Source organism: Glycomyces halotolerans, assembly GCF_054779575.1.
Genome location: NZ_BAAGXZ010000036.1, coordinates 1 through 20,717 on the forward strand (window position 1 = coordinate 1; position 20,717 = coordinate 20,717).

At 70.4% G+C, this 20,717-nt stretch carries 15 protein-coding genes; 3 read left to right on the forward strand and 12 right to left on the reverse strand.

The window, feature by feature from the left end:
• From ACYVL2_RS19535 to ACYVL2_RS19545, 3 genes are all read right to left on the reverse strand, one after another.
• Positions 1–724, reverse strand: a 724-nt coding sequence (locus ACYVL2_RS19535; RefSeq protein ID WP_460546486.1) for a lytic polysaccharide monooxygenase auxiliary activity family 9 protein, incomplete at its 3' end; no start/stop codon positions are given.
• A 93-nt stretch (positions 725–817) separates the two neighbouring features.
• On the reverse strand, positions 818–1,483 hold the full coding sequence (locus ACYVL2_RS19540) for a potassium channel family protein (protein ID WP_460546487.1): 666 nt from the start codon (positions 1,481–1,483) through the stop codon (positions 818–820).
• Complete coding sequence (locus tag ACYVL2_RS19545; RefSeq protein ID WP_460546488.1) at positions 1,483–2,148, reverse strand: potassium channel family protein; 666 nt, start codon at positions 2,146–2,148, stop codon at positions 1,483–1,485. Before ACYVL2_RS19545 ends, ACYVL2_RS19540 begins: the two co-directional genes overlap by 1 nt.
• Before the next feature lie 178 nt (positions 2,149–2,326).
• Between ACYVL2_RS19545 and ACYVL2_RS19550 the strand changes: the two genes are divergently transcribed.
• Both ACYVL2_RS19550 and ACYVL2_RS19555 read left to right on the forward strand, forming a co-directional pair.
• Positions 2,327–4,318 carry an APC family permease gene (locus ACYVL2_RS19550; protein WP_460546489.1) on the forward strand — a complete coding sequence of 664 codons (1,992 nt, stop codon included), beginning with the start codon at positions 2,327–2,329 and terminating at the stop codon, positions 4,316–4,318.
• Between the two features lie 93 nt (positions 4,319–4,411).
• Positions 4,412–5,590: a class I SAM-dependent RNA methyltransferase gene (locus tag ACYVL2_RS19555; protein ID WP_460546490.1), complete on the forward strand. Its 1,179-nt coding sequence runs from the start codon at positions 4,412–4,414 to the stop codon at positions 5,588–5,590.
• Positions 5,591–5,741: 151 nt separating this feature from the next.
• On the opposite strand, the gene ACYVL2_RS19560 is transcribed toward ACYVL2_RS19555, so the two are convergent.
• From ACYVL2_RS19560 to ACYVL2_RS19580, 5 genes are all read right to left on the reverse strand, one after another.
• Positions 5,742–6,038: a hypothetical protein gene (locus ACYVL2_RS19560; protein ID WP_460546491.1), complete on the reverse strand. Its 297-nt coding sequence runs from the start codon at positions 6,036–6,038 to the stop codon at positions 5,742–5,744.
• 172 nt (positions 6,039–6,210) lie between these two features.
• A complete protein-coding gene (locus ACYVL2_RS19565; RefSeq protein WP_460546492.1) occupies positions 6,211–7,137 on the reverse strand; it encodes a glycine betaine ABC transporter substrate-binding protein in 927 nt (308 codons plus the stop codon).
• A 51-nt stretch (positions 7,138–7,188) separates the two neighbouring features.
• Positions 7,189–8,088, reverse strand: coding sequence for an ABC transporter permease (locus tag ACYVL2_RS19570; protein WP_460546493.1), 900 nt, complete (start codon positions 8,086–8,088; stop codon positions 7,189–7,191).
• Entirely contained in the window at positions 8,085–9,128 is a 1,044-nt protein-coding gene (locus ACYVL2_RS19575) for a quaternary amine ABC transporter ATP-binding protein (RefSeq protein WP_460546494.1), read from the reverse strand. Before ACYVL2_RS19575 ends, ACYVL2_RS19570 begins: the two co-directional genes overlap by 4 nt.
• A gap of 260 nt (positions 9,129–9,388) precedes the next feature.
• The gene (locus tag ACYVL2_RS19580; RefSeq protein ID WP_460546495.1) at positions 9,389–10,291 is read right to left on the reverse strand and encodes a hypothetical protein; all 903 of its coding nucleotides are present in this window, start codon (positions 10,289–10,291) and stop codon (positions 9,389–9,391) included.
• 162 nt (positions 10,292–10,453) lie between these two features.
• Here ACYVL2_RS19580 and dxs point away from each other — a divergent pair, with 162 nt between their 5' ends.
• Positions 10,454–12,358 (forward strand): 1-deoxy-D-xylulose-5-phosphate synthase, encoded by a 1,905-nt coding sequence (gene dxs / locus ACYVL2_RS19585; protein WP_460546496.1) that lies wholly within the window; start codon positions 10,454–10,456, stop codon positions 12,356–12,358.
• Here dxs and ACYVL2_RS19590 read toward each other — a convergent pair.
• The 4 genes from ACYVL2_RS19590 to ACYVL2_RS19605 all read right to left on the reverse strand — a co-directional run bounded on the left by ACYVL2_RS19590 (position 12,355) and on the right by ACYVL2_RS19605 (position 19,455).
• Complete coding sequence (locus ACYVL2_RS19590) at positions 12,355–14,892, reverse strand: SCO7613 C-terminal domain-containing membrane protein (protein ID WP_460546497.1); 2,538 nt, start codon at positions 14,890–14,892, stop codon at positions 12,355–12,357. The genes dxs and ACYVL2_RS19590 overlap by 4 nt on opposite strands.
• A gap of 248 nt (positions 14,893–15,140) precedes the next feature.
• On the reverse strand, positions 15,141–15,938 hold the full coding sequence (locus ACYVL2_RS19595) for a hypothetical protein (protein ID WP_460546498.1): 798 nt from the start codon (positions 15,936–15,938) through the stop codon (positions 15,141–15,143).
• A 239-nt stretch (positions 15,939–16,177) separates the two neighbouring features.
• On the reverse strand, positions 16,178–18,265 hold the full coding sequence (locus ACYVL2_RS19600; RefSeq protein WP_460546499.1) for a fatty acid beta-oxidation multifunctional protein: 2,088 nt from the start codon (positions 18,263–18,265) through the stop codon (positions 16,178–16,180).
• Positions 18,265–19,455, reverse strand: a complete 1,191-nt coding sequence (locus ACYVL2_RS19605; RefSeq protein ID WP_460546500.1) for a thiolase family protein — start codon at positions 19,453–19,455, stop codon at positions 18,265–18,267. Before ACYVL2_RS19605 ends, ACYVL2_RS19600 begins: the two co-directional genes overlap by 1 nt.
• Positions 19,456–20,717: the final 1,262 nt, after the last annotated feature.

Consider the following 20,717-nt stretch of genomic DNA (forward strand, 5'->3'; position numbering starts at 1 on the left):
CCGGGGGATCAGTCGGCTCCGGCGGGTCGGTCGGGTCGGGCGGAGGCGGGGAGCCGCCGCCGAACCACACGTCCGAGCAGGAGTAGAAGGTCTGGTCGATGTGGCTGGCCTGCCAGATCACGTAGACCACGTGGTGCCCGGTCCGGCCGGGCGCGCTCACGGGGATGTCGACCGCTTCGCCGGGCTGGTAGACGCCGGTCTCGACGACCCGCTCGAGGTGGTGCCAGCCGAGCGGCTCGCTGTTGACGTCGAAGCCCTGCCGGGTCACGTACACCCAGTAGTAGTCGCCGCCGTGAGTGGCGGTGTCCTCGTAGTGCAGCGTGAAGTTGTTGTTGATCGGGGTGGCGTGCCAGGGCCCGACCTCGTCGAGTGACGCGTAGCGTCCGCCCTCGGCGTTGCCGCCCGAGCAGAGCTGGCCGTTGGGGATACGCTGTTCGTGCTGGCCCTGCATGCCCTCACGGAGCAGGCCGTTCCAGTTCCACATGGTGTTGGGGTTGGCCTGCCAGGCCTGCCAGCACATGGGGTCCTCGGTGGCCATGTCGGGATTCTGGAAGTCGTCGCCCCAGCGTTCCCAGCAGCTGTAGTGCCGGGCGGGCGGCGAGGTCGCCGTCCCGTGCGCGGTGGCCGTCTGGGTGGTGAAGAACAGCGCCGAAGCGCCGGCCATGACCACCGCCGCGAACGCGAGGATGAGGCTTCTGATGCGGTTTTTTCTCGTTCTGAGCATGGTAGCGCTCCCAGGAAATGGAAACATTGACAAACATAAATCTAACTGACACACGCCCGAAATGTAAATACCCCCCAGGGGAAAACCGATAAATCAGCGCGTTTTGCCCAAGATGACCGCACGGGTCGCGTCCTCGGCGTCCTCGTTGCACACGAACACCAGCTCGTCGCCGGACTCGAGACTGTCTCCGGGTGTGGGAGCGATGACTCTCCGTCCGCGGATGATCGCCACCAACGCCACGTCCCTCGGCAGCGGCACCTCCGCGACCGTCGCGCCCACGTGCGGCGCCTCCAGCGGCAGCGTGATCTCCACCAGGTTCGCCTGCGACTGGCGGAAGCTCATCAGGCGCACCAGGTCGCCGACGCTGACCGCCTCCTCGACCAGCGCCGCCAGCAGACGCGGCTTCGACACCGAGACGTCGACGCCCCAGTCCTCGTTGAACAGCCACTCGTTCTCGGCCCGGTTGACGCGGGCGACCACCCGCGGGACCGCGAACTCCGTCTTCGACAGCAGGCTCACCACCAGGTTCACCTTGTCGTCGCCGGTCGCCGCCACCGCGACGTCGCACGTCTCCAGATGCGCCTGGCGCAGGTTCTGCAGCTCGCAGGCGTCGGCCAGCAGCCACTCGGCCTCGGGCACCCGCTCCGGTCGCAACGCCTCGGGCTCGCGCTCGATCAACAGGACCTCGTGGCCGTTGCCGACCAGCTCGGCGGCGATCGAACGGCCCACGTTGCCGGCTCCGGCAATCGCCACTCGCATCAGAGACCTCCCTGCGGGGGCCGCCCCGCGATCGCGGCGACCGTGGGGGCGCCCTCGTCGGCCACCAGCATGTAGAGCTGATCGCCGTCCTGCAGCACCATCGAAGCCGTCGGCAGCGTGGCTCGCCCGAAACGGGTCACGTAGGCCACCCGGTGCCCCGTGGCCGACTCGAGCGCCTCCAGCGGCATGCCGACCCAGCCCTCGTCGTAGAGGACCTCGACCATCGACAGCGTCGCGGTCGGGTCGCGCCACAGCGGCTCCTGGTCCTCCGGCAGCAGATGCCGCAGCAGCCGGTCCGCCGTCCACCGGACCGTCGCCACGGTGGGGATGCCGAGCCGTTCGTACACGCTCGCGCGCTGGGGGTCGTAGATCCGGGCGATGACGTTCTGCACCCCGTAGTGCTCCCGCGCGACCCGCGCGGCGATGATGTTCGAGTTGTCGCCCGAGGAGACCGACACGAAGGCGTCGGCGCGCTGGATGCCGGCCTTGGCCAGCACCTCGCGGTCGAATCCGATGCCGCGCACGGTCGTCTCGTCGAAGTCGGGTCCGAGGCGCCGGAATGCCTTGGGGTTCTGGTCGATCACGCCGACGCTGTGCCCCAGCTCCACCAGTCCCCGCGCCAGCGTCGAGCCGACGCGGCCGCAGCCCATGATCACCACGTGCACTCCGGCGACTCCTTTCCAGACGTCGATCCGACGATACCGCCTTGCGCGCCGGCTGCCGCGACCACGCTGCTTCGTGCGCGTCTTCGCGGGGTTCGCCGAGCCTCGCGCGCCCCTCCTGTGACCACGCTAGCGGTGGGACCGTACCCCCGGAGGAGAGTCGGAGCGCTACGATGCGGCCGTGACCCGGTCCCTGTCAGTCTTCAAGCGCCTGCTCGTCGGAGAGCCGTTCACCTCCGAGCGGCAGAGCGCCCTGGAGCTGTCCAAACGGCACGCCATCCCCCTGCTCGCGGTCAACCCGATCTCCTCCATCGCCTACGCCCCCGAACAGGTATTCCTCATCATGGCCGCGGTCGGCACGGCCGCCTACGCCTTCTCGGTGTGGACCGGACTGGCCGTCGCGGTCGTCATGCTGACGGTCATCGCCTCCTACCGCTACACCGTCCAGGCCTACCCGGGCGGCGGCGGCGACTACCGGGTGGTGACGGCCAACTACGGCCCCAAGGTCGGCATCCTCGCCGCCGCGGCGCTGCTGCTGGACTACATCCTCACCGTCGCGGTCTCGGTCGCCGCCGCCGTGACCAGTCTCGCGGTCGTGATGCCGGGGCTGCGGGACGTGCGCGAGTGGGCCTGCGTCCTCGCCATCGCGCTGCTGACGGCCTTCAACCTGCGCGGCTGGCGCATCCCCGGGCGCGTCGCCGCCGCCATAGCGCTGGCGTTCGTGACCGGCATGGCCGCGATCGTGCTCGTCGGCCTCGTCCGGATCGCCGCCGGCGACGAACTGCATCCGCTCTCGGCCGACTTCGCCTCGATCGGCGAGGCCACCGAGCAGAGCGCCGCGGCGCTGTTCGTGCTGTGCGCCCGCGCCTTCGCGGCCGGATCGGTGGCCGTGACCGGCATCGAGACGTTCACGACGCGGGTGCGCTTCTTCCGGCCGCCCCGAGGCCGCAACGCGGCCGCCTCGATCACGGCCGTCGGAGCGGCTACGGTCGCGCTGTTCGTCGGGATCGTCCTGCTCGCCTACCTCGTCGGCGCCCAGGCCAGCTCGGACCCCAGCCGCCAGCTGGCCGGCGTCCCCGAGGACTACGTGCAGAACCCGCTGGTCGGCCAGCTGGCCGGAGCGGTGTTCGACTCGCTGGCGCTGTTGATTTGGCCGGTCATGCTCGCCACCGGCGGCGTGCTGCTGCTGGCGGCGAACACGGCGTTCGTCGGCTTCCCGCAGCTCGCCTCCATCTTCGCGCAGGACTCGCTGCTGCCGCGCCAACTGCACAAGCGCGGCGACCGGCTCGTGTACTCCAACGGGATCATCATCCTGGCGGTGTCGGCGGCGGCTCTGGTCGTCGCCTTCGGCGGCGTGACGTTCCGGCTCATCGGCCTCTACATCGTCGGCGTGTTCCTGTCGATGATCCTGGCCCACTCGGCGATGGTGCGGCACTGGGGCCGGGTCCTGGACGTCGAGCGCGACCGCTCGCGGCGCCGGCGGGCACGCAGGGCCAGGCGCACGGCGTTCGCGGCCGCGGTCATGTGCGTGATCGTGCTCGGCATCGTCGCCTTGACCGACTACCGGCGCGGCGGCTGGATCGCGGTGATCATCATCGGCCTGGGCTACGCGCTGATGTGGTACGTCTCCAAGCACTACACCGCCGTGACCGCCGAGACCGAGCTGCCGCCGGGCCGCCCGAAGCTGCCCTCGCGCAACCACGCGATCGTGCTGGCCTCGAGCGTGAACCGGCCGCTGATGCGGATGCTGGCCTACGCCAAGGCCACCCGCCCCGACTCCATCACCGCCCTGACGGTCAATGTGGACGCCGCGGCGTCGCGCGCCCTGCTCGCCGAGTGGGAGAAGCGCAAGATCGGCGTGCCGCTCACGGTCCTGGACTCGCCCTACCGCGAGATCACCGGGCCGATCGTCGACTACGTCAAGGCCCTCAGGCGCGACGCGCCGCGCGACGTGGTGACCGTCTACCTGCCCGAATACGTCGTCGGACACTGGTGGCGGCGCCGCGGCTCCGCCCGCAGCTACTTCCCGTGGTCGACCAACCTGCTGCACAACCAGACCACCAAGGCGCTCCGCCGGCAGCTGCGGTACGAGCCTGGCGTGATGATCTGCATCGTCCCGTGGATCCTCGGCGAGAACATGGAGCCGCCGCCGCTGCGCCGCGTCAACCGGTGAGCCGGACTCGCCCCCGAGCGCACCGCCGAGGCCGGGCCGCTCCCGCGGAGTAACCTGGCGGGCGTGCTCGCGGAAGGTGGGGGAATACCGACGATGATCGTCACAGTAGGAGATGTCGCCGCAGGAGGCCATTGCGTGGCCCGGGTGGACGGCGAGGTGTACTTCGTCCGGCACGCCCTGCCGGGCGAGCGGGTGCGCATCGAGGTCACCGAACGCAAGAAGCGCTTCGCGTTCGCCGACGCCGTCGAGATCCTCGAAGCCGCTCCCGAACGCGTCGAGCCGCCCTGCCCGTGGGCGGGCCCCGGCAAGTGCGGCGGCTGCGACTTCCAGCACGTCGCCCCCGAGGCCCAGCGCCGCCTCAAGGCCCGAGTCCTGGCCGACCAGCTCACCCGCATCGGCGGGCTCGACCCGGCCGCCGTCGAAGGCGTCGAGGTCGAGGAGCTCCCGTGGAAGGAAGGCGCCCTCGGCTGGCGGACCCGCATGCAGTACGCCGTCGACGCCGACGGCAAACCGGGCCTGCGCCGGCACAAGTCCCGCGACATCGTCCACATCGACTGGTGCCGGATCGCCACCGAGCCGATCCGCTCCTCCAAGGTCCTCGGCCAGAACTGGAAGGGCATCGGAGCGGTCGGCGTGGTCGACTCCGACGACGACAAGCTCGCGGTCTACACCCAGCTGCGCCGGACCTCCAGGCCCCACCACAAGAGCGGCCCGGCGACCGTCCACCAGCGCGTCGGCGAGCTCGAGTTCGAGCTCGGCTTCGACGGGTTCTGGCAGGTCCACCCGGCCGCCCCCGAGACGTTCCTCGAGTGCGTCCTCGACTTCCTCCAGCCGCGCGAGGGCGACGCGGCCTGGGACCTGTACGCCGGGGCCGGGCTGTTCGCCGCCGGGCTGGCCGACGCGGTCGGCGACCAGGGCCGGGTCGTGGCCGTCGAGAACGCGAAGTCCTCGCACACCGCGGCGAACCTGGCCGACTGGAAGAACGCCGGCGCGATCGACGGCGACGTGGCCGCCACCGTGCCGGCCCTCGGCGGGGTCGACATCGTGGTGCTCGACCCGCCGCGCAGCGGCGCGGGCGCCGAAGTGGTGAACTCCCTGATCGAAGCCCGGCCGAGAGCGGTCTGCTACGTCGCGTGCGACGCGGGCGCGCTGGCCCGCGACGTGAAGACCTTCGCCGAGCACGGCTGGGCCCCGACCCGCATGAGGGCCTTCGACGCCTTCCCGATGACCCAGCACTTCGAGACGATCGCGCTCTTCGAGCCCGCCCAGTGAGGCTTTGCTGACTGCTGCTGCGATATCGATGCCGGCGACCTCGACGGCTCGCGCTCGCGCCGTGAGGGATGCTGCCGGCGGATCACCGGCATCTTAGCCAGGGCTTGCGAAGCGGCCGCCGACGCTTGGTCGGCGGCCGCGAATCGGGAGGTCAGTGGTCGTCGTAGTGTCCCTCGTGCGCGGCGTGGCGGTGGCCGTCGTGGACGTAGTCGACGTGGTCGCCGTGTTCGACGGCGGTGTGCCCGCAGCCTTCGCCGTGCTGATGGTCGTGGCCGCCGCAGACGACGTGCCCGTCCGGCTCGCACTCGTCCCAGTGGCCACCGTGCTCGCGGTGCAGATGGCCGTCGTGGGCGTAGTCGGTGTGGTCGAGGTGGTCCACCGCGGTGTGGCCGCAGCCTTCGCCGTGGCGGTGCTCGTGTGCCGTGTGCTCGATGTGCGCGATCGCCATGTCGTCGCCCTCCCCGTCGATCGGTCGTATCGCCGGCGTTCGAGGCGTACCCGTGCGGGGGCACGCCCAACCACGTGAATACATTAGTACTTATGCATACATTTGCGCCTTTTCGCCCGAACACGAAAAAGCGGGGGCCGGGCAGCGCCCGGCCCCCGCTCGCAGGAAGCCGCTAGGAGATCAGTTCCTGGAACGAGTTCTCCTCGAGCCACGCGGTGACGCCGGCTTCGACGTCGCCCTCGTGCTCGGTGAAGACGGTGTTCTCGAGGTCGGCGAGCTGCTCGTCGCTCATCCGGAAGTTGCTCAGAGCCTCGGCCAGGTCGGCCTGGTCCTCGCTGAAGCCGTTGCGCGCCAGCGTGTTGATCGTCTCAGCGTCGCCCAGGGTCACCTCGGGGTCCTCGAGGTTCTTCAGGTCGTACTTCGAGTACGCCCAGTGCGGCTGCCACAGGGTGACCACGATCGGCTCCTCGGCGGCGATCGCCGAGTCGAGCTCGGCGAGCATCGCCGAGGTCGAGGAGGTCTCCAGCGTCAGGTCGTCGATGCCGTAGGTCGGCATCGTGGTGCCCTGCACCGCCTCGGTCAGGCCCGCGCTGGCCTCGATGCCGACGATGCGGCCGTCGAACAGGTCGGCGTGCTCGTTGAGGTTCGCCAGCGAGTCGACCTCTTCGACATAGGACGGAACGGCCACGGTGAGCACCGCGTTCTCGTTCCAGGTCCCCAGCTGCTCGAGCTGGTCGCCGTACTCCTCCATGTAGGTGGCGTGCGTGATCGGCAGCCAGCCGTCGAGGAAGACGTCGATGTCGCCGGCGGCCAGGCCCTGGAACAGGGGCGCGACCTCGGCGAACTCCTGAGTCTCCACCTCGTAGCCGGAGGCCTCGAGCGCCTGGCGCCACATCTCGGTGGCCACGACGGCCTCGTCCCAGTTGATGTAGCCGATGGTGATCTCGCCTTCGCCCTCGGGCAGGCCGAAGTCGGTCTCCTCCGAGCCGCCCGAGGAGTCGCCGCCCTCGTCCTCGACCGAACAGGCGGTGACGCCCAGGGCCATCGCCGCGGCGGCGCCCGCGGCCGCGGCGCGCTTCATGATTGAACGACGTTTCATATGTCGCTTCCTTCCGGTGGTGTTTGCGTACTTTCCGTGGATGGGGTGAGCTCAGCGGCTCAGTTGGGCTGCCTTGGCGACCGGAGTCCGGTCGGACAGGCCCTGGGTGACGCGGTCGAGGAAGACCGCCAGGAAGACCACGGCCAAGCCGGCGTTGAAGCCGGCGGCCATGTCGAGACGGCCCAGCGAGGAGGCGATGACGCCGCCGAGGCCGCCGCCGCCGACGAGGCCGGCGATGACGACCATCGACAGGGCCAGCATGATCACCTGGTTGAGGCCGGCCATGATCGTCGGCAGCGCCAGCGGCAGCTTGATGCGCGCCAGGATCCGGTTCGGGGTTGCGCCGAACGCCTGCCCGGCCTCGACGACCTCCTTGTCGACTTGCCGCAGGCCCAGTTCGGTCAGGCGCACGCCCGGAGGCATGGCGAAGATGATGGTGGCGATGATGCCGGGCACCACGCCGATGCCGACGAACATGACCGCCGGGATGAGGTAGACGAAGGCCGGCGTCGTCTGCATGAGGTCGAGCACCGGGCGGACGGCCGCCGACACGGTCCGGCTCTCCGAGGCCGCGATCCCCAGCGGGATCGCCAAGGCGGTGGCGATCACCGCCGAGACGATGATCATGGCCAGGGTGTACATCGTGTCTTCCCAGTACGGCATCCAGGCCGCCAGGAACATCATCGCCCCGACGCCGAGGGCGAGTTTCCAGCCCTTGGCGGCGTAGGCGATGCCGGCGAAGATGAGGACCATCAGACCCGAGGGGAGCCACAGCAGCGCCTCGGCCGTGCCGCTGAACAGCGTGTCGAGAGTGGACTCGATGCCGTCGAACATCGGGGACCAGGCGATGCGGGCCCAGCGGACGAACGATTCGAGCCAGTCGCCGAAGGGCATATCGGGCAGCGGCTTCCAGACATAGGTCCAGAACCAGTCGTGGAGGTACTGAATCATGCTCGCTGGGGCTCCTGGTCGTCAGAGTCGGGGGCGGGGGCGAGGGACTTGAGGATGGTGCGGGGGGTGACCACGCCGAGCGGGTCGTTGCGCTCGTCGACGACCAGCAGCGGCTGGTCCGAGGACACGACGGTGCCGTACAGCTCGTTGACCAGCACGTCGGACTCGACGGTCTCGAGCCCCTCGGCCTCGGTGTCGGCGCCGACCGGCTCCATGACCGCCTCGGCGGTCAGCACTCGCGACCGGTCGACGTCGGCGATGAAGTTGGAGACGTAGTCGTCGGCGGGGTGCTTGAGGATCTCCTCGGCGGTGCCCAGCTGCTTCACGACGCCGTCGCAGATGGCGATGCGGTCGCCGATCTTCATGGCCTCGTTGAGGTCGTGGGTGATGAACACGATCGTCTTGCCCAGCTTCGACTGGAGGTCGAGCAGCTGGTCCTGCATGTCCTGGCGGATGAGCGGGTCGAGGGCGCTGAAGGCCTCGTCCATGAGCAGGATCTCGGTGTCCGCCGCGAGCGCGCGGGCCAGGCCGACGCGCTGGCGCATGCCGCCGGACAGCTGCACGGGCAGCTTGTCCTCTTCGCCGCCGAGGCCCACCATTTCGACCGCCTCCCTGGCGCGCTCGATCCGGTCGTCCTTGGAGAGCCCGCGGATCTCGAGGCCGAAGGCGACGTTCTCGAGGACGCTGCGGTGGGGGAGCAGCGCGAAGTGCTGGAAGACCATGCTGACCTTGTCGCGGCGCAACGCGCGCAGGCCCTTTGCCGAGAGCGAGCCGAGGTCGACGCCGTCGATCCAGATGTGGCCGGCGGTGGGCTTGATGAGGCCGTTGAGCATGCGGATCAGCGTCGACTTGCCGGAGCCGGACAGGCCCATGACCACGAAGATCTCGCCGGTGGGGATCTCCCAGGTGTGGTCGATGACCGCGGCGGTCACCTTGTTCGGCAGCTGTTCGCGGGGGACGCCGGCCTTGAGGTCGGCCACGGCCTGTTGGGCGCCTTTTCCGAAGACCTTGTACAGGGAATCGACTGCGAGTGCGGACATCGTTTCCTTCCGGTTGGCGGGCGGCAACCGATGCAACCCTAGTCGGATGGCAAGCACTTTTCACGTTCCTGTGTCGTGAGAAGACCGACACCGAGCGTGCATTCCGAGCATTATCGCAGGTAGGGGGTTTGCGGGGTGCGTCGCGGTGGTCGGTCATCCGATTGTATGCAATCGGACGTTGTCAAGACTGTTGCACAACAGAGACCCGGAGCGCCGGTCAGGGCGGCCCGGGCTTGCACAACAGCGACCCAAGGCGCCCGTCATGGCAGCCTTGCGGCCGCGGCTCGCTTCGAGATCTCCGCCAGATCAGCCTCCGAAAGCCCAAGTGAGGCGGCCTTGGCGTACTCGGCGGCGATGTCGGTGCCCATCCGCAGCGGCGAGTCGGTGCCGAGCGCGACGTCGACGCCGGCCTCCAGGAACCTCGGCAGCGGGTGGTCCTCGAGCCGCTCGACCATGCCGAGGAGCACCGCCGAGGTCAGGCAGACCTCGACGGTCACCTCGGCGTCGGCGAGCAGCCGCATCACGCCGGGGTCGGCGGCGGCGCCGACGGCGTGCCCGATGCGGTCGACCTGCCCGATCTGCGTCAGCGCCGCCAGGTTCGAGGCGTTGAAGGCCCCGGCCGGGACGGTCACGCCGAGGCCGGCCTCCGCGGCCGCCTCGGCCACGATCCGCCCGCGAGTCCAGTCGGCCTCGGCGGCGTAGGGGACGTAGACGATCTCGATGCCCGCCAGTCCCGCGGCCGCCGCGTCCCCGAAGGCGTCGCAGATCTCCTTGACCGTCGGCTCCCACAGGTTCAGGCTCAGCACCGCGGCGGCGTCGAAGCCGGGATGGGCCTCGGCCGCGCGGGCGCGCGCGACCTCGAAGTGCTCCATGAAACCGGGGAAGGCCACCGACTCCTGCGGCAGCCGCAGTTCCGTGTAGGCCGCGCCGCCGCCCGCGGCGGCCAGGAGCGCGTCCTCCAGGATCCCTTCGTAGATGTCCGGGGCGACCCCGTCGAGGTCGAAGCGCGGCACCGCGGAGAGACGCTGGAGCCGGGCGAGTCCCGGCACCGTCCGATGTCTGACGGTTTCGCGCCGTTCGGCCCAGTCGACCGGAGAGGAGCTCAACACCTGATCGAGGCGCGCCGGCCATTCGGTGTTCTGGTGCAGGTCGATGAGGTCCATGTTGTGATGATCACATTGAGCGAAGAAGGGCGGCGGGCTTTCACACGGCGTGTCCCATTCGGTGAGTGACAGCTATCCGACAGTGACGGTGCGTATGCCTCACGCCTCAGGGGGATGTCTGCACTCCCGCGCAAGCGGCCTCCGCGGCTAGACTTCGGCGTTATGACCTCATACGACGAACCCGAGATGGGCCCGCTCCTCGCCTCGATCGGCAGGCTGGCCGATTTCAAATCGCTCGACGAGGCCGACCTGCCGCCGCTGGCCGACGAGATCCGCGAGTTCCTCGTCGACGCGGTCGCCAAGACGGGCGGGCACATCGGCCCCAATCTCGGCGTCGTGGAGCTCACCATGGCGGTCCACCGGGTGTTCGACTCCCCGCACGACCAGGTCGTCTTCGACACCGGTCACCAGTCGTACGTCCACAAGATCCTCACCGGCCGGGCGCGGCGGTTCGGCGGCCTGCGCCGACGCGGCGGCCTCACCGGCTACCCCAGCCGCGCCGAGTCGCCGCACGACCTGGTCGAGAACTCGCACGCCTCCACCGCGCTGTCCTATGCGGACGGCCTCGCCAAGGCCAACGCGCTCTCCGAGTCCGACCGCCACGTCGTGGCCGTCGTCGGCGACGGCGCCCTGACCGGCGGCATGTGCTGGGAGGCGCTCAACAACATCGCCGCCCGCGACGACCTCAAACTCGTCATCGTCGTCAACGACAACGGCCGCTCCTACGCCCCGACCGTCGGCGGCCTCGCCAAGCGCCTCTCCGGGCTGCGGCTCAACCCCGGCTACGAGCCGGCCCTGGAGAAGATCAAGACCGCCGTCGAGCGGATCCCCGTCTTCGGCCGCGCCGCCTACTCGGCGCTGCACGCGGCCAAGACCGGACTCAAGGACGCCCTCGCACCGCAGGGCATGTTCTCCGACCTCGGCCTGAAGTACGTCGGCCCGGTCGACGGCCACGACCTCGACGGCATGATCGAGGCGCTCGAGCAGGCCAAGCGCTTCGGCGGCCCGGTCATCGTCCACGCCCTGACCGAGAAGGGCCACGGCTGGGCCCCCGCCCGCGCCGACGAGGCCGAGCAGATGCACGCCCCCTCGGCGGCCTTCGACCCCATCACCGGGGAACCGCTCGCGGCCGGCAAGCGCCGCTGGACCGCCGTGTTCTCCGAGGAGCTCGTCGCCCAGGCCGAGATCCGCCCCGACCTGGTCGCGATCACCGCCGCCATGCCCGGTCCCACCGGCGTCGACAAGCTCACCGCCGTCCGGCCCGACCGGGTCTTCGACGTCGGCATCGCCGAGCAGCACGCCGTCACCTCCGCAGCGGGGCTGGCGATGAACGGCATGCACCCGGTCGTGGCGGTCTATTCGACGTTCATGAACCGCGCCTTCGACCAGACGGTCCTCGACGTGGCCATGCACCGGCTCCCGGTGACGTTCGTGCTCGACCGGGCCGGCATCACCGGCCCGGACGGGCCGAGCCACTACGGAGTGTGGGACACCTCGGTCTTCCGCGTGGTGCCGGGCATGCGCATCGCCGCGCCGCGCGACGAGGCCACGCTGCGCGAGGAGTTCGCCGAGGCCCTGGCGGTCGACGACGGCCCCACGATGCTGCGCTTCCCGACCGGCGCCGTCCCGGCCGAGAACCTCGACCCCGTCGACAGCCGCGAAGGCCTCGACTTCCTGGTCGAACCGGACGGCGACGAGCTGCTCATCGCCGCCTGCGGACCGCTGGCCGCCACGGCGGTCGAGGCGGCCGGACTGCTGGCCGCCAAGGGCCTCAACGCCACCGTCGTCGACCCGCGCTGGATCTGTCCGGTCCCCGAGGCGCTGGTCAAGCTCGCCGGCCAGTTCCGGATGGTGGCGACGGTCGAGGACGGCATGCGCGCGGGCGGCTTCGGCGACGCGCTGGCGCGCGCGATGCGCGACGCCGGCACCGAGGTGCCGCTGGTCGACTTCGGCGTGCCCGGCGGATGGCACGCCCACGGCACCCGCCCGCAGCTCCTCAGCGAACTCGGCCTCACCGCCGAGGCCATCGCCGAGCGCCTGGAGTCCGAGGCGACCCGCAACCGCTAACGCATCGCCCGGACCGTCCGCCGCAGACGGTCGAGGTCGCGGCGGCGCTGCTCCAGCGTCGCCCCGGCCAGGATCAGCACCGCGCCGCCCAAAGCGGGAGGAAGCCAGGTCGGAATCAGGTGCCACAGCAGCGCGAGCTCGTTGATCGTGAGCACCAGCAAGGTCACCGAACCGAGCACCAGCGGCGCCTGCCAGCGCCGCGCGACGGCCGCGACGACCACCGCGAGCGCCGCAGCGCCCAGCGCGACCCGCCGCACCGGTTCGGCCGAGTCGAGCGCCAGCAGCAGGCTCGGGCCGAGCCCGACCGCGAGCGCCGGTCCGAGGGCCGCCCAGGATCCGGCCTCCGGGCGGCGCGTCAGCCGCCACACGCCCAGGCCGAACAGCAGGGCCGCCGGCGGGCCGGTGTAGTACTCGAGCGTCGTGACCGAGTAGGCGGTCAGCAGCGTCCACCAGGCGAGCGTGCCGGTGCACAAAGCCGCGACGGCGTACCGCCACTGCTTGACCGGCGCCATCAGCGCGACGCCGACCAGCGCGAGCGTGTAGGTCCCGATCGCGGCCGGCAGCAGCAGCGAGGAGTCGGCGCCCTCGATGAGGCGCGCGATCCAGTCGGTCAGCATCATCACCGCGACGGTGGTCCCGGCCAGGACGTGGGACAGGATCGCGGCGAGCACCCGGTCGGGCCGGGTGCGCCTGGGGACTCCGGCGGCGGTGACCAGCATGGTGGCGGCCGCGGCGACCAGGCCGAATTCGATCTGGGCGGCACTGGCGCCGACACTGTCGGCCGTGCCCAAAGTCGCGGCGGCCAGCGGCAGCCACACGGTGAGCGCGGCCCATCCGACGCAGCGTCCGGCGAGCGTCTCGGCGGTGATCGCGATGACCAGCGCCACGGCCGCGGCCAGGCCGACGGCCACGGCCGGGAGCGCGTCGAAGTCGGCCCGGTCGCCGTGCCACAGCAGGGCCGCTGCGGCGATGGCGGCGAAGGCCGCCGCGAAGGCCACCACTTCGATCCGGGCCCGGCGCGGCGTCAGCGCCGCGGCGAAGGCCAGGACGACGAGGACGGCCGGGACCTCCCAGGTGAGCAGCGGCCCGCGCGGCAGTTCCCACCAGACCGACGGCAGCGCCGAGAGCGCGATGAGCGCCCCGGCGGCGGCCACGCCCGCTCCGGCGATATAGGCGGCGTAGCGGCCCGACGTGCGCAGCGGCTCGGCGGCGGCGCGCGAGACCAGTCCGATCGCGACCGCGGCGCCGAGGTACGAAGCCAGTTCGGGCGCTCCGGCGGCGACGATGGCGAAGGCGGCCAGTGAGGCGATGCCCGCCAGTACGGCGGCGGTCAGCGACGGCACGCCGGTCCGGGAGGAGAAGCCGGCGGCCAGCGCGGTGATCAGGGCGCCGAGCAGTGCCAGTGCGGGGATGGCGAGCGCCGGATCTTCGGAGCGGGCCGCGAGCACCCAGGCGGCGATGGTCAGCGCGGCGGTCGCCGAGGAGGCGACCAGGACGGTGTTGACCGTCGCTCCGGCTCTCCGGGCGTAGACGGCGGCGAGCAGGTTGCCGGTGGCCAGGAGCATCACTCCGGCGGCGACCGGCGGCAGGACCGCCTGATCGAGTTCGAACGTCGCTCGCAGACCGGCCATGAACGCCAGGATCACGCCGCCGCACAGCAGCAGCCGCGAGACCCATCGGTCCGAGCGCGGGTAGTGGCTGGGGCGGTGGGCGGCGACCCACGAGGCGGCGGCGAGGACGACGGCCGTGCCGGTCATGATGAGCGCGGAGTTGACGATCGCTCCGGTGGCGGCGAAGGCCGAGCCGACCGCGGCCAGCGGCGGCATCGCCCAGCCGGGGGCGGTGGAGGCCACGGCGGCCCGGTAGGCGGTGAGCGCGGTGAGCACGAGCATCGTCCAGGTGCCGACCGCTTCGGCGGTCAGCGACGCGCCGCTCGGCAGCAGCAGGTAGTAGCCGGCCAGGGCCGAGCACCACAGCGCGAGCGCGGCGAGCGCGCCGAACGTCTCGGCGGTGGCCTTGAGGCCGAACCGCAGCAGCGCGACCGGCACGGCCAGCAGCATGCCGGTGAAGGCGGCGAGGATCGCCAGTCGTCCGCCGTCGCCGAGGTTCCGCCAGGCGACGGCGGTGAAGATGATGATCGCGGTGGCCACCAGGAGGCCGCCGAGGCTCAGCAGGAGCGTCTGCACGGTCTTGGGGGCGACCTCGCCGCGCGGGGGCGTCTGCGGGGCGGGCGCGGGGGTGAAGGCGGGCCGAGGGCCGGCGGCGGGGGTCGCCGGGTTCCGGGTCGCGGGCGGCGCTCCGGCCGGAGGCGTGGACTGGTCGTGGTAGGTCTGGGCCAGGCGGGCGAGTCCGTCGAGGACTTCGAGCCGTTCGGCTTCGACCGCGGCGCGGCTGCGCGAGCCGTGCGAGAGCACGCCGAGGGCGGCGTCGAGTTCGTCGAGCCGCATCAGCAGCGGCTCGGGGCCCCGGCCGCACGCCGGGCACTGCGCGGGGGTGCTGCGCTGTCCGCAGCGTGGGCAGTTGTAAGTCGTCACCTGCACAGTGTGCTCGGGCTGTCAACCGCGCGGCGGGCCGAACCGGGCCGGTTTTGTGCGGGTCCGACAACTGCCGGGGCGTACCGGCGGCTTCGGCGCCGGAATATTGGTGGTTTCCTCTAAACGGTGCAGGGCCCTCATTGAGCTGAAAGGGGGGAACTGCAACGGCCCCGGACTGAGGCGGCCCGGAACGGAAACGACCCCGCGGCGGTGCCGCGGGGCCGTTTCGGCGGGAGGACGGAAGGTGGTTATTGGACGCGCTCGTACTCTTCGACGATCTGCCAGGCCAGGTCTTCCCACTGCGCGTAGTGGTCCGGGAAGGCCGAGATCTGCACCGCCTGCGCGGCCTCGGTCACGGGCATGTCCTTCCAGCCTTTGACCTTGCCCAGGCTTCCGTAGAACTTGGAGGCCGAGGTCTTGGGGTCCATGAGTTCCTTGACCGAGCCCCAACCGGAGGAGGGGCGCTGCTGGAAGAGTCCGACCGAGTCGTGGTCGGAGCCTTCGGCCTGGTAGGCGTAGTCGTAGGAGGCGGGTACGTTCACGTTGGCGTAGTTCTTGAACTTCGACTCCTGCATGGCCGTGGCCAGCGCGACCACCCAGCCGTCGCGGTCGAAGCCCTTGTCGCGTCCGGCCTCGATGATCGCGATGGCGTTGGCCATCTGCGCCTCGTCGAGGCCGCCGACCGGCTGCGGCTCTTCGGGCTCGGCCGCTTCGGCCGCCGCCTGAGCGGCCTCGTGGGCCGCCGAGAGGTTCTCGGCCGCGGTGGCCGCTTCCTCTGCGATCACCGAGACGACTTGGTCGGTGTTGTCGGAGAGCGCGGCGGCTGCCGAGGCTTCGGCCGCTTCCCGCTCTTCGATGTTGGTGATACCCCAGGCGGTGGTGCCGGTGGCGCCGATGAAGATCGCGGTCGCCGCCGAGGTGACGGACAGCCGCAGTCCGAAGCGTTCGGTGAGTGGAGTGGTCAGTGACGTGAGCCGTTCGGCTGCTGTGAGAGAGGCGCTCCGCAAGAGATCGGTCGCGCATTCGTGAATCTCGCGAATCTGCACCGGGCAACCGTAGAGAGAAAAACGTGCAGGTCAAAGCGCGTTACTCCACGGTAGGCGCTGGAGTGGGAGCGATTCCGTCCACCCCCGGCCTACTCGCCCGTATTTTCCGATAGTTCACCTATCATCTGCCCCGGGGCGTCCACCCGAGTATGAGCCGATAGCGCCTCCCGGCAGCGAACGAGCCCGGACTCGTCCTTTCGGTCGAGTCCGGGCTCCAGTAAACGATAAAGTGACGCTCGTCACTTATCCAAGGCGCCGAAGGGTTTCCCGGCCACCTCGGAGGACACCCCGGTCCGGTCCAGGTACGGCGTGAGCCCGCCGAGCCAGAACGGGAAGCCCGCGCCGAGGATCATCGCCAGGTCGATCTGCTCGGGACCGGGCACCACGCCCTCGTCGAGCATCAGCTTGACCTCCTCGGCCAGACCCGCGAGCACCCGGTGCCTGACCTCCTCGGCCGTCGACGCCCTGTCGCCGAACTCCAGCAGCGCCCGACCAGCGTCGGTGAGCCGGCCCTTGCCCTTGGCCTCCGGGTCGAAGACCGGCTCCCGGCACTCGGCCAGCCGCTTGAGGTTCTGCGACAGCGGGAAACGCGGCCCCAGGTCCTCGTGCAGGTGACTGGTCAGATGCCAGGCCACCTGAAGGCCCACCAGCTCCAGCAGCGCGAACGGCCGCATCGGCAGACCCAGCTCGTCGAGAGCGGTGTCGGCCGCCTCCGGCGGCGTGCCCTCATCGACCGCGCCGGTGACCTCGGCCAGCATCCGGCCCAGCAGCCGGTTCACGATGAACGCCGGACGGTCGGCCGAACGGATCGCGGTCTTCTTGAGCTTCTTGGCCACCGCGAACGCCGTCGCCAGCGTCGCGTCGTCGGTCGACTCGGCCGCGATCACCTCCACCAGCGGCATGACCGCCACCGGATTGAAGAAGTGCATCCCGACCACCCGCTCCGGGTGCGACAGCTTCGAGGCCATCGCCGTCACCGACAGCCCCGAGGTGTTGGTGACCAGCAGACACTCCTCGGAGACGATCTGCTCGACCTCCCCGAACACCTGCTGCTTGACGCCCAGCTCCTCGAAGACCGCCTCGATGACCAGGTCGCAGTCGGCGTAGACGCCCTTGTCGGTGTCGGCCGACACCAGCGCCCGCATCTTCGCGGCCTTGAGCTTCGACAGCCGCCCCTTGGACTCCAGCTTGTCGATCTCGCCGCGCACGTACGCCAGCCCGCGCTCAGTGCGCTCGGCGTCCAGGTCGGTCATGACGACCGGCACCTCGAGTCGGCGGGCGAACATGAGCGCGATCTGGCCGGCCATGAGCCCCGCGCCGACGACGCCGACCTTGCCGATCTCCTTGGCCAGGCCCGAGCTCGGCGCGCCGGCCGGACGCTTGCCGAGCTGGCGCACCAGATTGAACGAGTACAGGCTCGTCTTGAACTCCGGGGCCATCTCCAGATCGGCCAGGGCCTCGTCCTCGGCCAGCGAGCCCTCCTCGAACGAGGCCGTGCGTGCCAGCTCCAGCAGGTCGAGCGCCTTCATCGCCGCCGGAGAGGCGTTGTGGATCTTCTCGTCGACCGTCTGCCGGGCCCCGGCGATGACGGCCTTCCAGGAGTCGCCGCGGTCGACCTCCGGCCGCCGCACGGTCTCCTCGCCGCGCACGACCCGGACCGCCCACGCCAGCGACTCCTCCAGGAAATCGGCCGCCTCGAACTGGGCGTCGGCGATGCCGAGCTTGGTCAGGTCCGGCCCGCGCAGCATCTTGTTCTGGTTGAGCGGATTGGCGATGATGACCTGCGCCGCCGCCTCCGGGCCGATGAGGTTCGGCAGGATCTGCGAGCCGCCCCAGCCGGGGATCAGCCCGATCGAGACCTCCGGCAGCCCCAGCGCCACCGCGCTGGCCGAGACGGTCCGGTAATGGCAGTGCAGCGCCAGCTCCATGCCGCCGCCGAGCGCGGTGCCGTTGACGAAGGCGAAGGTCGGTACCTGGGAGTCCTTGAGCCGTTTGTAGAGCGCGTGCCCGGCCTGCGCCATCGCCAGGCCCTGCTCGCGGGTCTCCAGCAGCGGCATCATCTTGATGTCGGCGCCGGCCAGGAAGATGAACGGCTTGCCGGTGACGGCGATGAGCTTCGCGTCGGAGGCGAGCACCTCGTCGAGGGCGTTCCACAGGTTCTGCATGCCCGCCGGCCCCATGGAGGTCGGCTTGGTGTGGTCGAAGCCGTTGTCGAGGGTGATGATCGCCGCGCGTCCGTCCAGGCCCGGCGGCTCGACGTAGCGGACGAGCGCCTCGGTGACGACCTCGTCGGGGAATTCGGGAAGTTCGACAGGGAAGGTGCTCACTACTTGTCTCCCTCGAAGTTCGGGTTCTCCCAGATGACCGTGCCGCCCTGGCCGAGGCCGACGCACATGGTGGTGATGCCGTAGCGCACCTCGGGGTGCTCGGCGAACTCGCGGGAGAGCTGGGTCATCAGCCGCACCCCGGAGGAGGCCAGCGGGTGGCCCACGGCGATCGCCCCGCCCCACGGGTTGACGCGCGGGTCGTCGTCGGCGACCTTGAAGTGGTCGAGGAACGCCAGCACCTGCACGGCGAAGGCCTCGTTGATCTCGATGAGGCCGATGTCGTCGATCGTCAGGCCGGCCCGCGCGAGCGCCTTCTCGGTGGCCGGGATCGGGCCGACGCCCATGGTCTCGGGGTCGACGCCGGCGAAGGCGAAGCCGACCATCTTCATGCCGACCGGCAGGCCCAGCTCCGCGGCCGTCTCGGCGTCGGCGACCAGGCACGCGGTGGCGCCGTCGGTCAGCGGCGCGGCGGTGCCGGCGGTGACCTTGCCGTGCGGGCGGAACGGCGTCCGCAGGTTCGCGAGGCCTTCCACGGTCGTCTCCGGCCGCGGGAGCTGGTCGTCGGTGGCGACGGTCCAACCCTCGTCGGTGGAGCGGGCGGCCATGGTGGTCATGTCCGACTTGAGCTTGTCGAGCGCGGCGGCGTAGCGCCGCTGCGTCTCGGCCGCGTAGGCGTCGGCGCGTTCCTTGGTGATGGCCGGGAACAGGTCGTGGAGGTTCTCGGCGGTGTTGCCCATGACCAGCGCGTCGGTGTCGACGAGTTTCTCGGCGACGATGCGGGGGTTGGGGTCGACGCCCTCGCCCATCGGGTGGTTGCTCATCGACTCGACGCCGCCGGCGATGGCGACGTCGTAGTTGCGCGAGGCGATACCGGAGGACATGGTGGTCACCGCAGTCATGGCCCCGGCGCACATGCGGTCGATGGAGAATCCGGGCACCGAGCGGGGCAGGCCCGCCAGCAGCGCGGCGGAGCGGCCCAGCGTGAGCCCCTGGTCGCCGATCTGGGTGGTGGCCGCGAGTGCCACCTCGTCGACCCTCTCAGGCGGCAGCGCCGGGTTGCGGCGCAGCAGCGTCCTGATGCAGCGGATGATCATGTCGTCTGCGCGGGTTTCCTCGTAGAGTTTGCCCGCCTTGCCGAATGGAGTTCTCACTCCGTCGACGAAGACGACATCGCGGATGGTGTCGTTCACGCTGTGCCCTCCTTTGGGTTTGCGACGTCCCGGCCGATGTTACTCGCAAGTAGGATCGATGTCACGGCCCACCCTGGCGCGTCGCGACGACTCTATCGCCGCAGGCAACCGGCATCGGGGCGATTCGAGCTTCCGAAGACCTCCGCTGTGGCGATATACGGGTCGGGATGTGGGGACGCGGCGGCGATGACGGGTGCAGTGAGGGGCGTGTTGCGGTTTGCCGGTTCGGACCGCTCCGTCTCGGAAAGGGCCTGCTCGGGACACTGGTCCGGGTCCTCAGCTCGCTCCCGCACCCGGCTCGGCGGTTTCCGGCGATGCTCTTTGCCGCCGATGAGCGGCCTGGCTTATTTCAATGGCGAGCGCGGCAGCGACCGATGCGATCATGCCGGTCGCCCACCAGCCGAGCAGAGCCACCGGCACGGCCAGGAATATGGCCGTGCCGACTGGATGCTCAGGGTGATTTGGTGTAAAAGTCGGTGTTCTGTGCGGAGAGGTCGATGTTGTAGCGGTACATCTGGAGTTGGTTGTCGCCGGTGAAGATCAGGTCATCCCAGAAGGGGTCGGAGCCTTCGAAGCTCAGGTCGCGCCGTTGACGGTGAACGTCGTGTCATCGTGGAATTCGCCCCTCTTGGCGCCCCTTGGCTGGGAGTTGTCCCATTGAAGTTGGGACTGAGGACGGGCAAGGTGGCGATGACGAGGGAGGCGAGCGGTCGGGTCGTGACTTCTGGTCGCGGGTGTGTGGATGGTGGCGGTTGTTTGGCGACGATGACGAGGTAGCAGGTGGAGTGGCGTTCGGTTGTCGTCTCTCGGGTGGTGTGTGGCTGCGGTCTTTTGGCGGCGATGACGAGGTAGGAGGGCGGTCGGGGTCGTGTCTTCGGGTAGCGGGCCGGTGGATGGCGCGGGTGGCTTGGCGGCGACAAAGAGGTAGCGGGGGTGGCCGGGGTGGTGTGTTCGTGGCCGGGCCGAGGTGTCCTTTTGAGGGTGTGGGCGTGGCGGAGGGCCCGGACCCGCTTGGGGTCTCGGGCTGCGATGTCGTATCGCGTCCCCCGCCGCAGGCGCCTTCCCGCGACGGGCGGTCTAAAAAGGGGATTGGCTCGTGTGCTGAGTCGCGTTCGCCGGTGATCCCCGGCGGTGGCGGTGCTGCCGCTGGGGTCGGTCGTGTCGGTGTGGGGGCGGGGAGGGTTCGGGAGGCGGTCTCGGGTTCGTAGGCCGGGGGTGGTGCCGGTGGGATGCCTGGTGGTGGGGATGGTTCGGGTTCCCGC

Bases quoted from the DNA above. Each gene is read 5' to 3' on its own strand.
- ACYVL2_RS19540 (WP_460546487.1), bottom strand. From the start codon at position 1,483: ATGCGAGTGGCGATTGCCGGAGCCGGCAACGTGGGCCGTTCGATCGCC.
- ACYVL2_RS19555 (WP_460546490.1), top strand. From the start codon at position 4,412: ATGATCGTCACAGTAGGAGATGTCGCCGCAGGAGGCCATTGCGTGGCC.
- ACYVL2_RS19560 (WP_460546491.1), bottom strand. From the start codon at position 6,038: ATGGCGATCGCGCACATCGAGCACACGGCACACGAGCACCGCCACGGC.
- ACYVL2_RS19565 (WP_460546492.1), bottom strand. From the start codon at position 7,137: ATGAAACGTCGTTCAATCATGAAGCGCGCCGCGGCCGCGGGCGCCGCC.
- ACYVL2_RS19570 (WP_460546493.1), bottom strand. From the start codon at position 8,088: ATGATTCAGTACCTCCACGACTGGTTCTGGACCTATGTCTGGAAGCCG.
- ACYVL2_RS19575 (WP_460546494.1), bottom strand. From the start codon at position 9,128: ATGTCCGCACTCGCAGTCGATTCCCTGTACAAGGTCTTCGGAAAAGGC.
- ACYVL2_RS19580 (WP_460546495.1), bottom strand. From the start codon at position 10,291: ATGGACCTCATCGACCTGCACCAGAACACCGAATGGCCGGCGCGCCTC.
- dxs (WP_460546496.1), top strand. From the start codon at position 10,454: ATGACCTCATACGACGAACCCGAGATGGGCCCGCTCCTCGCCTCGATC.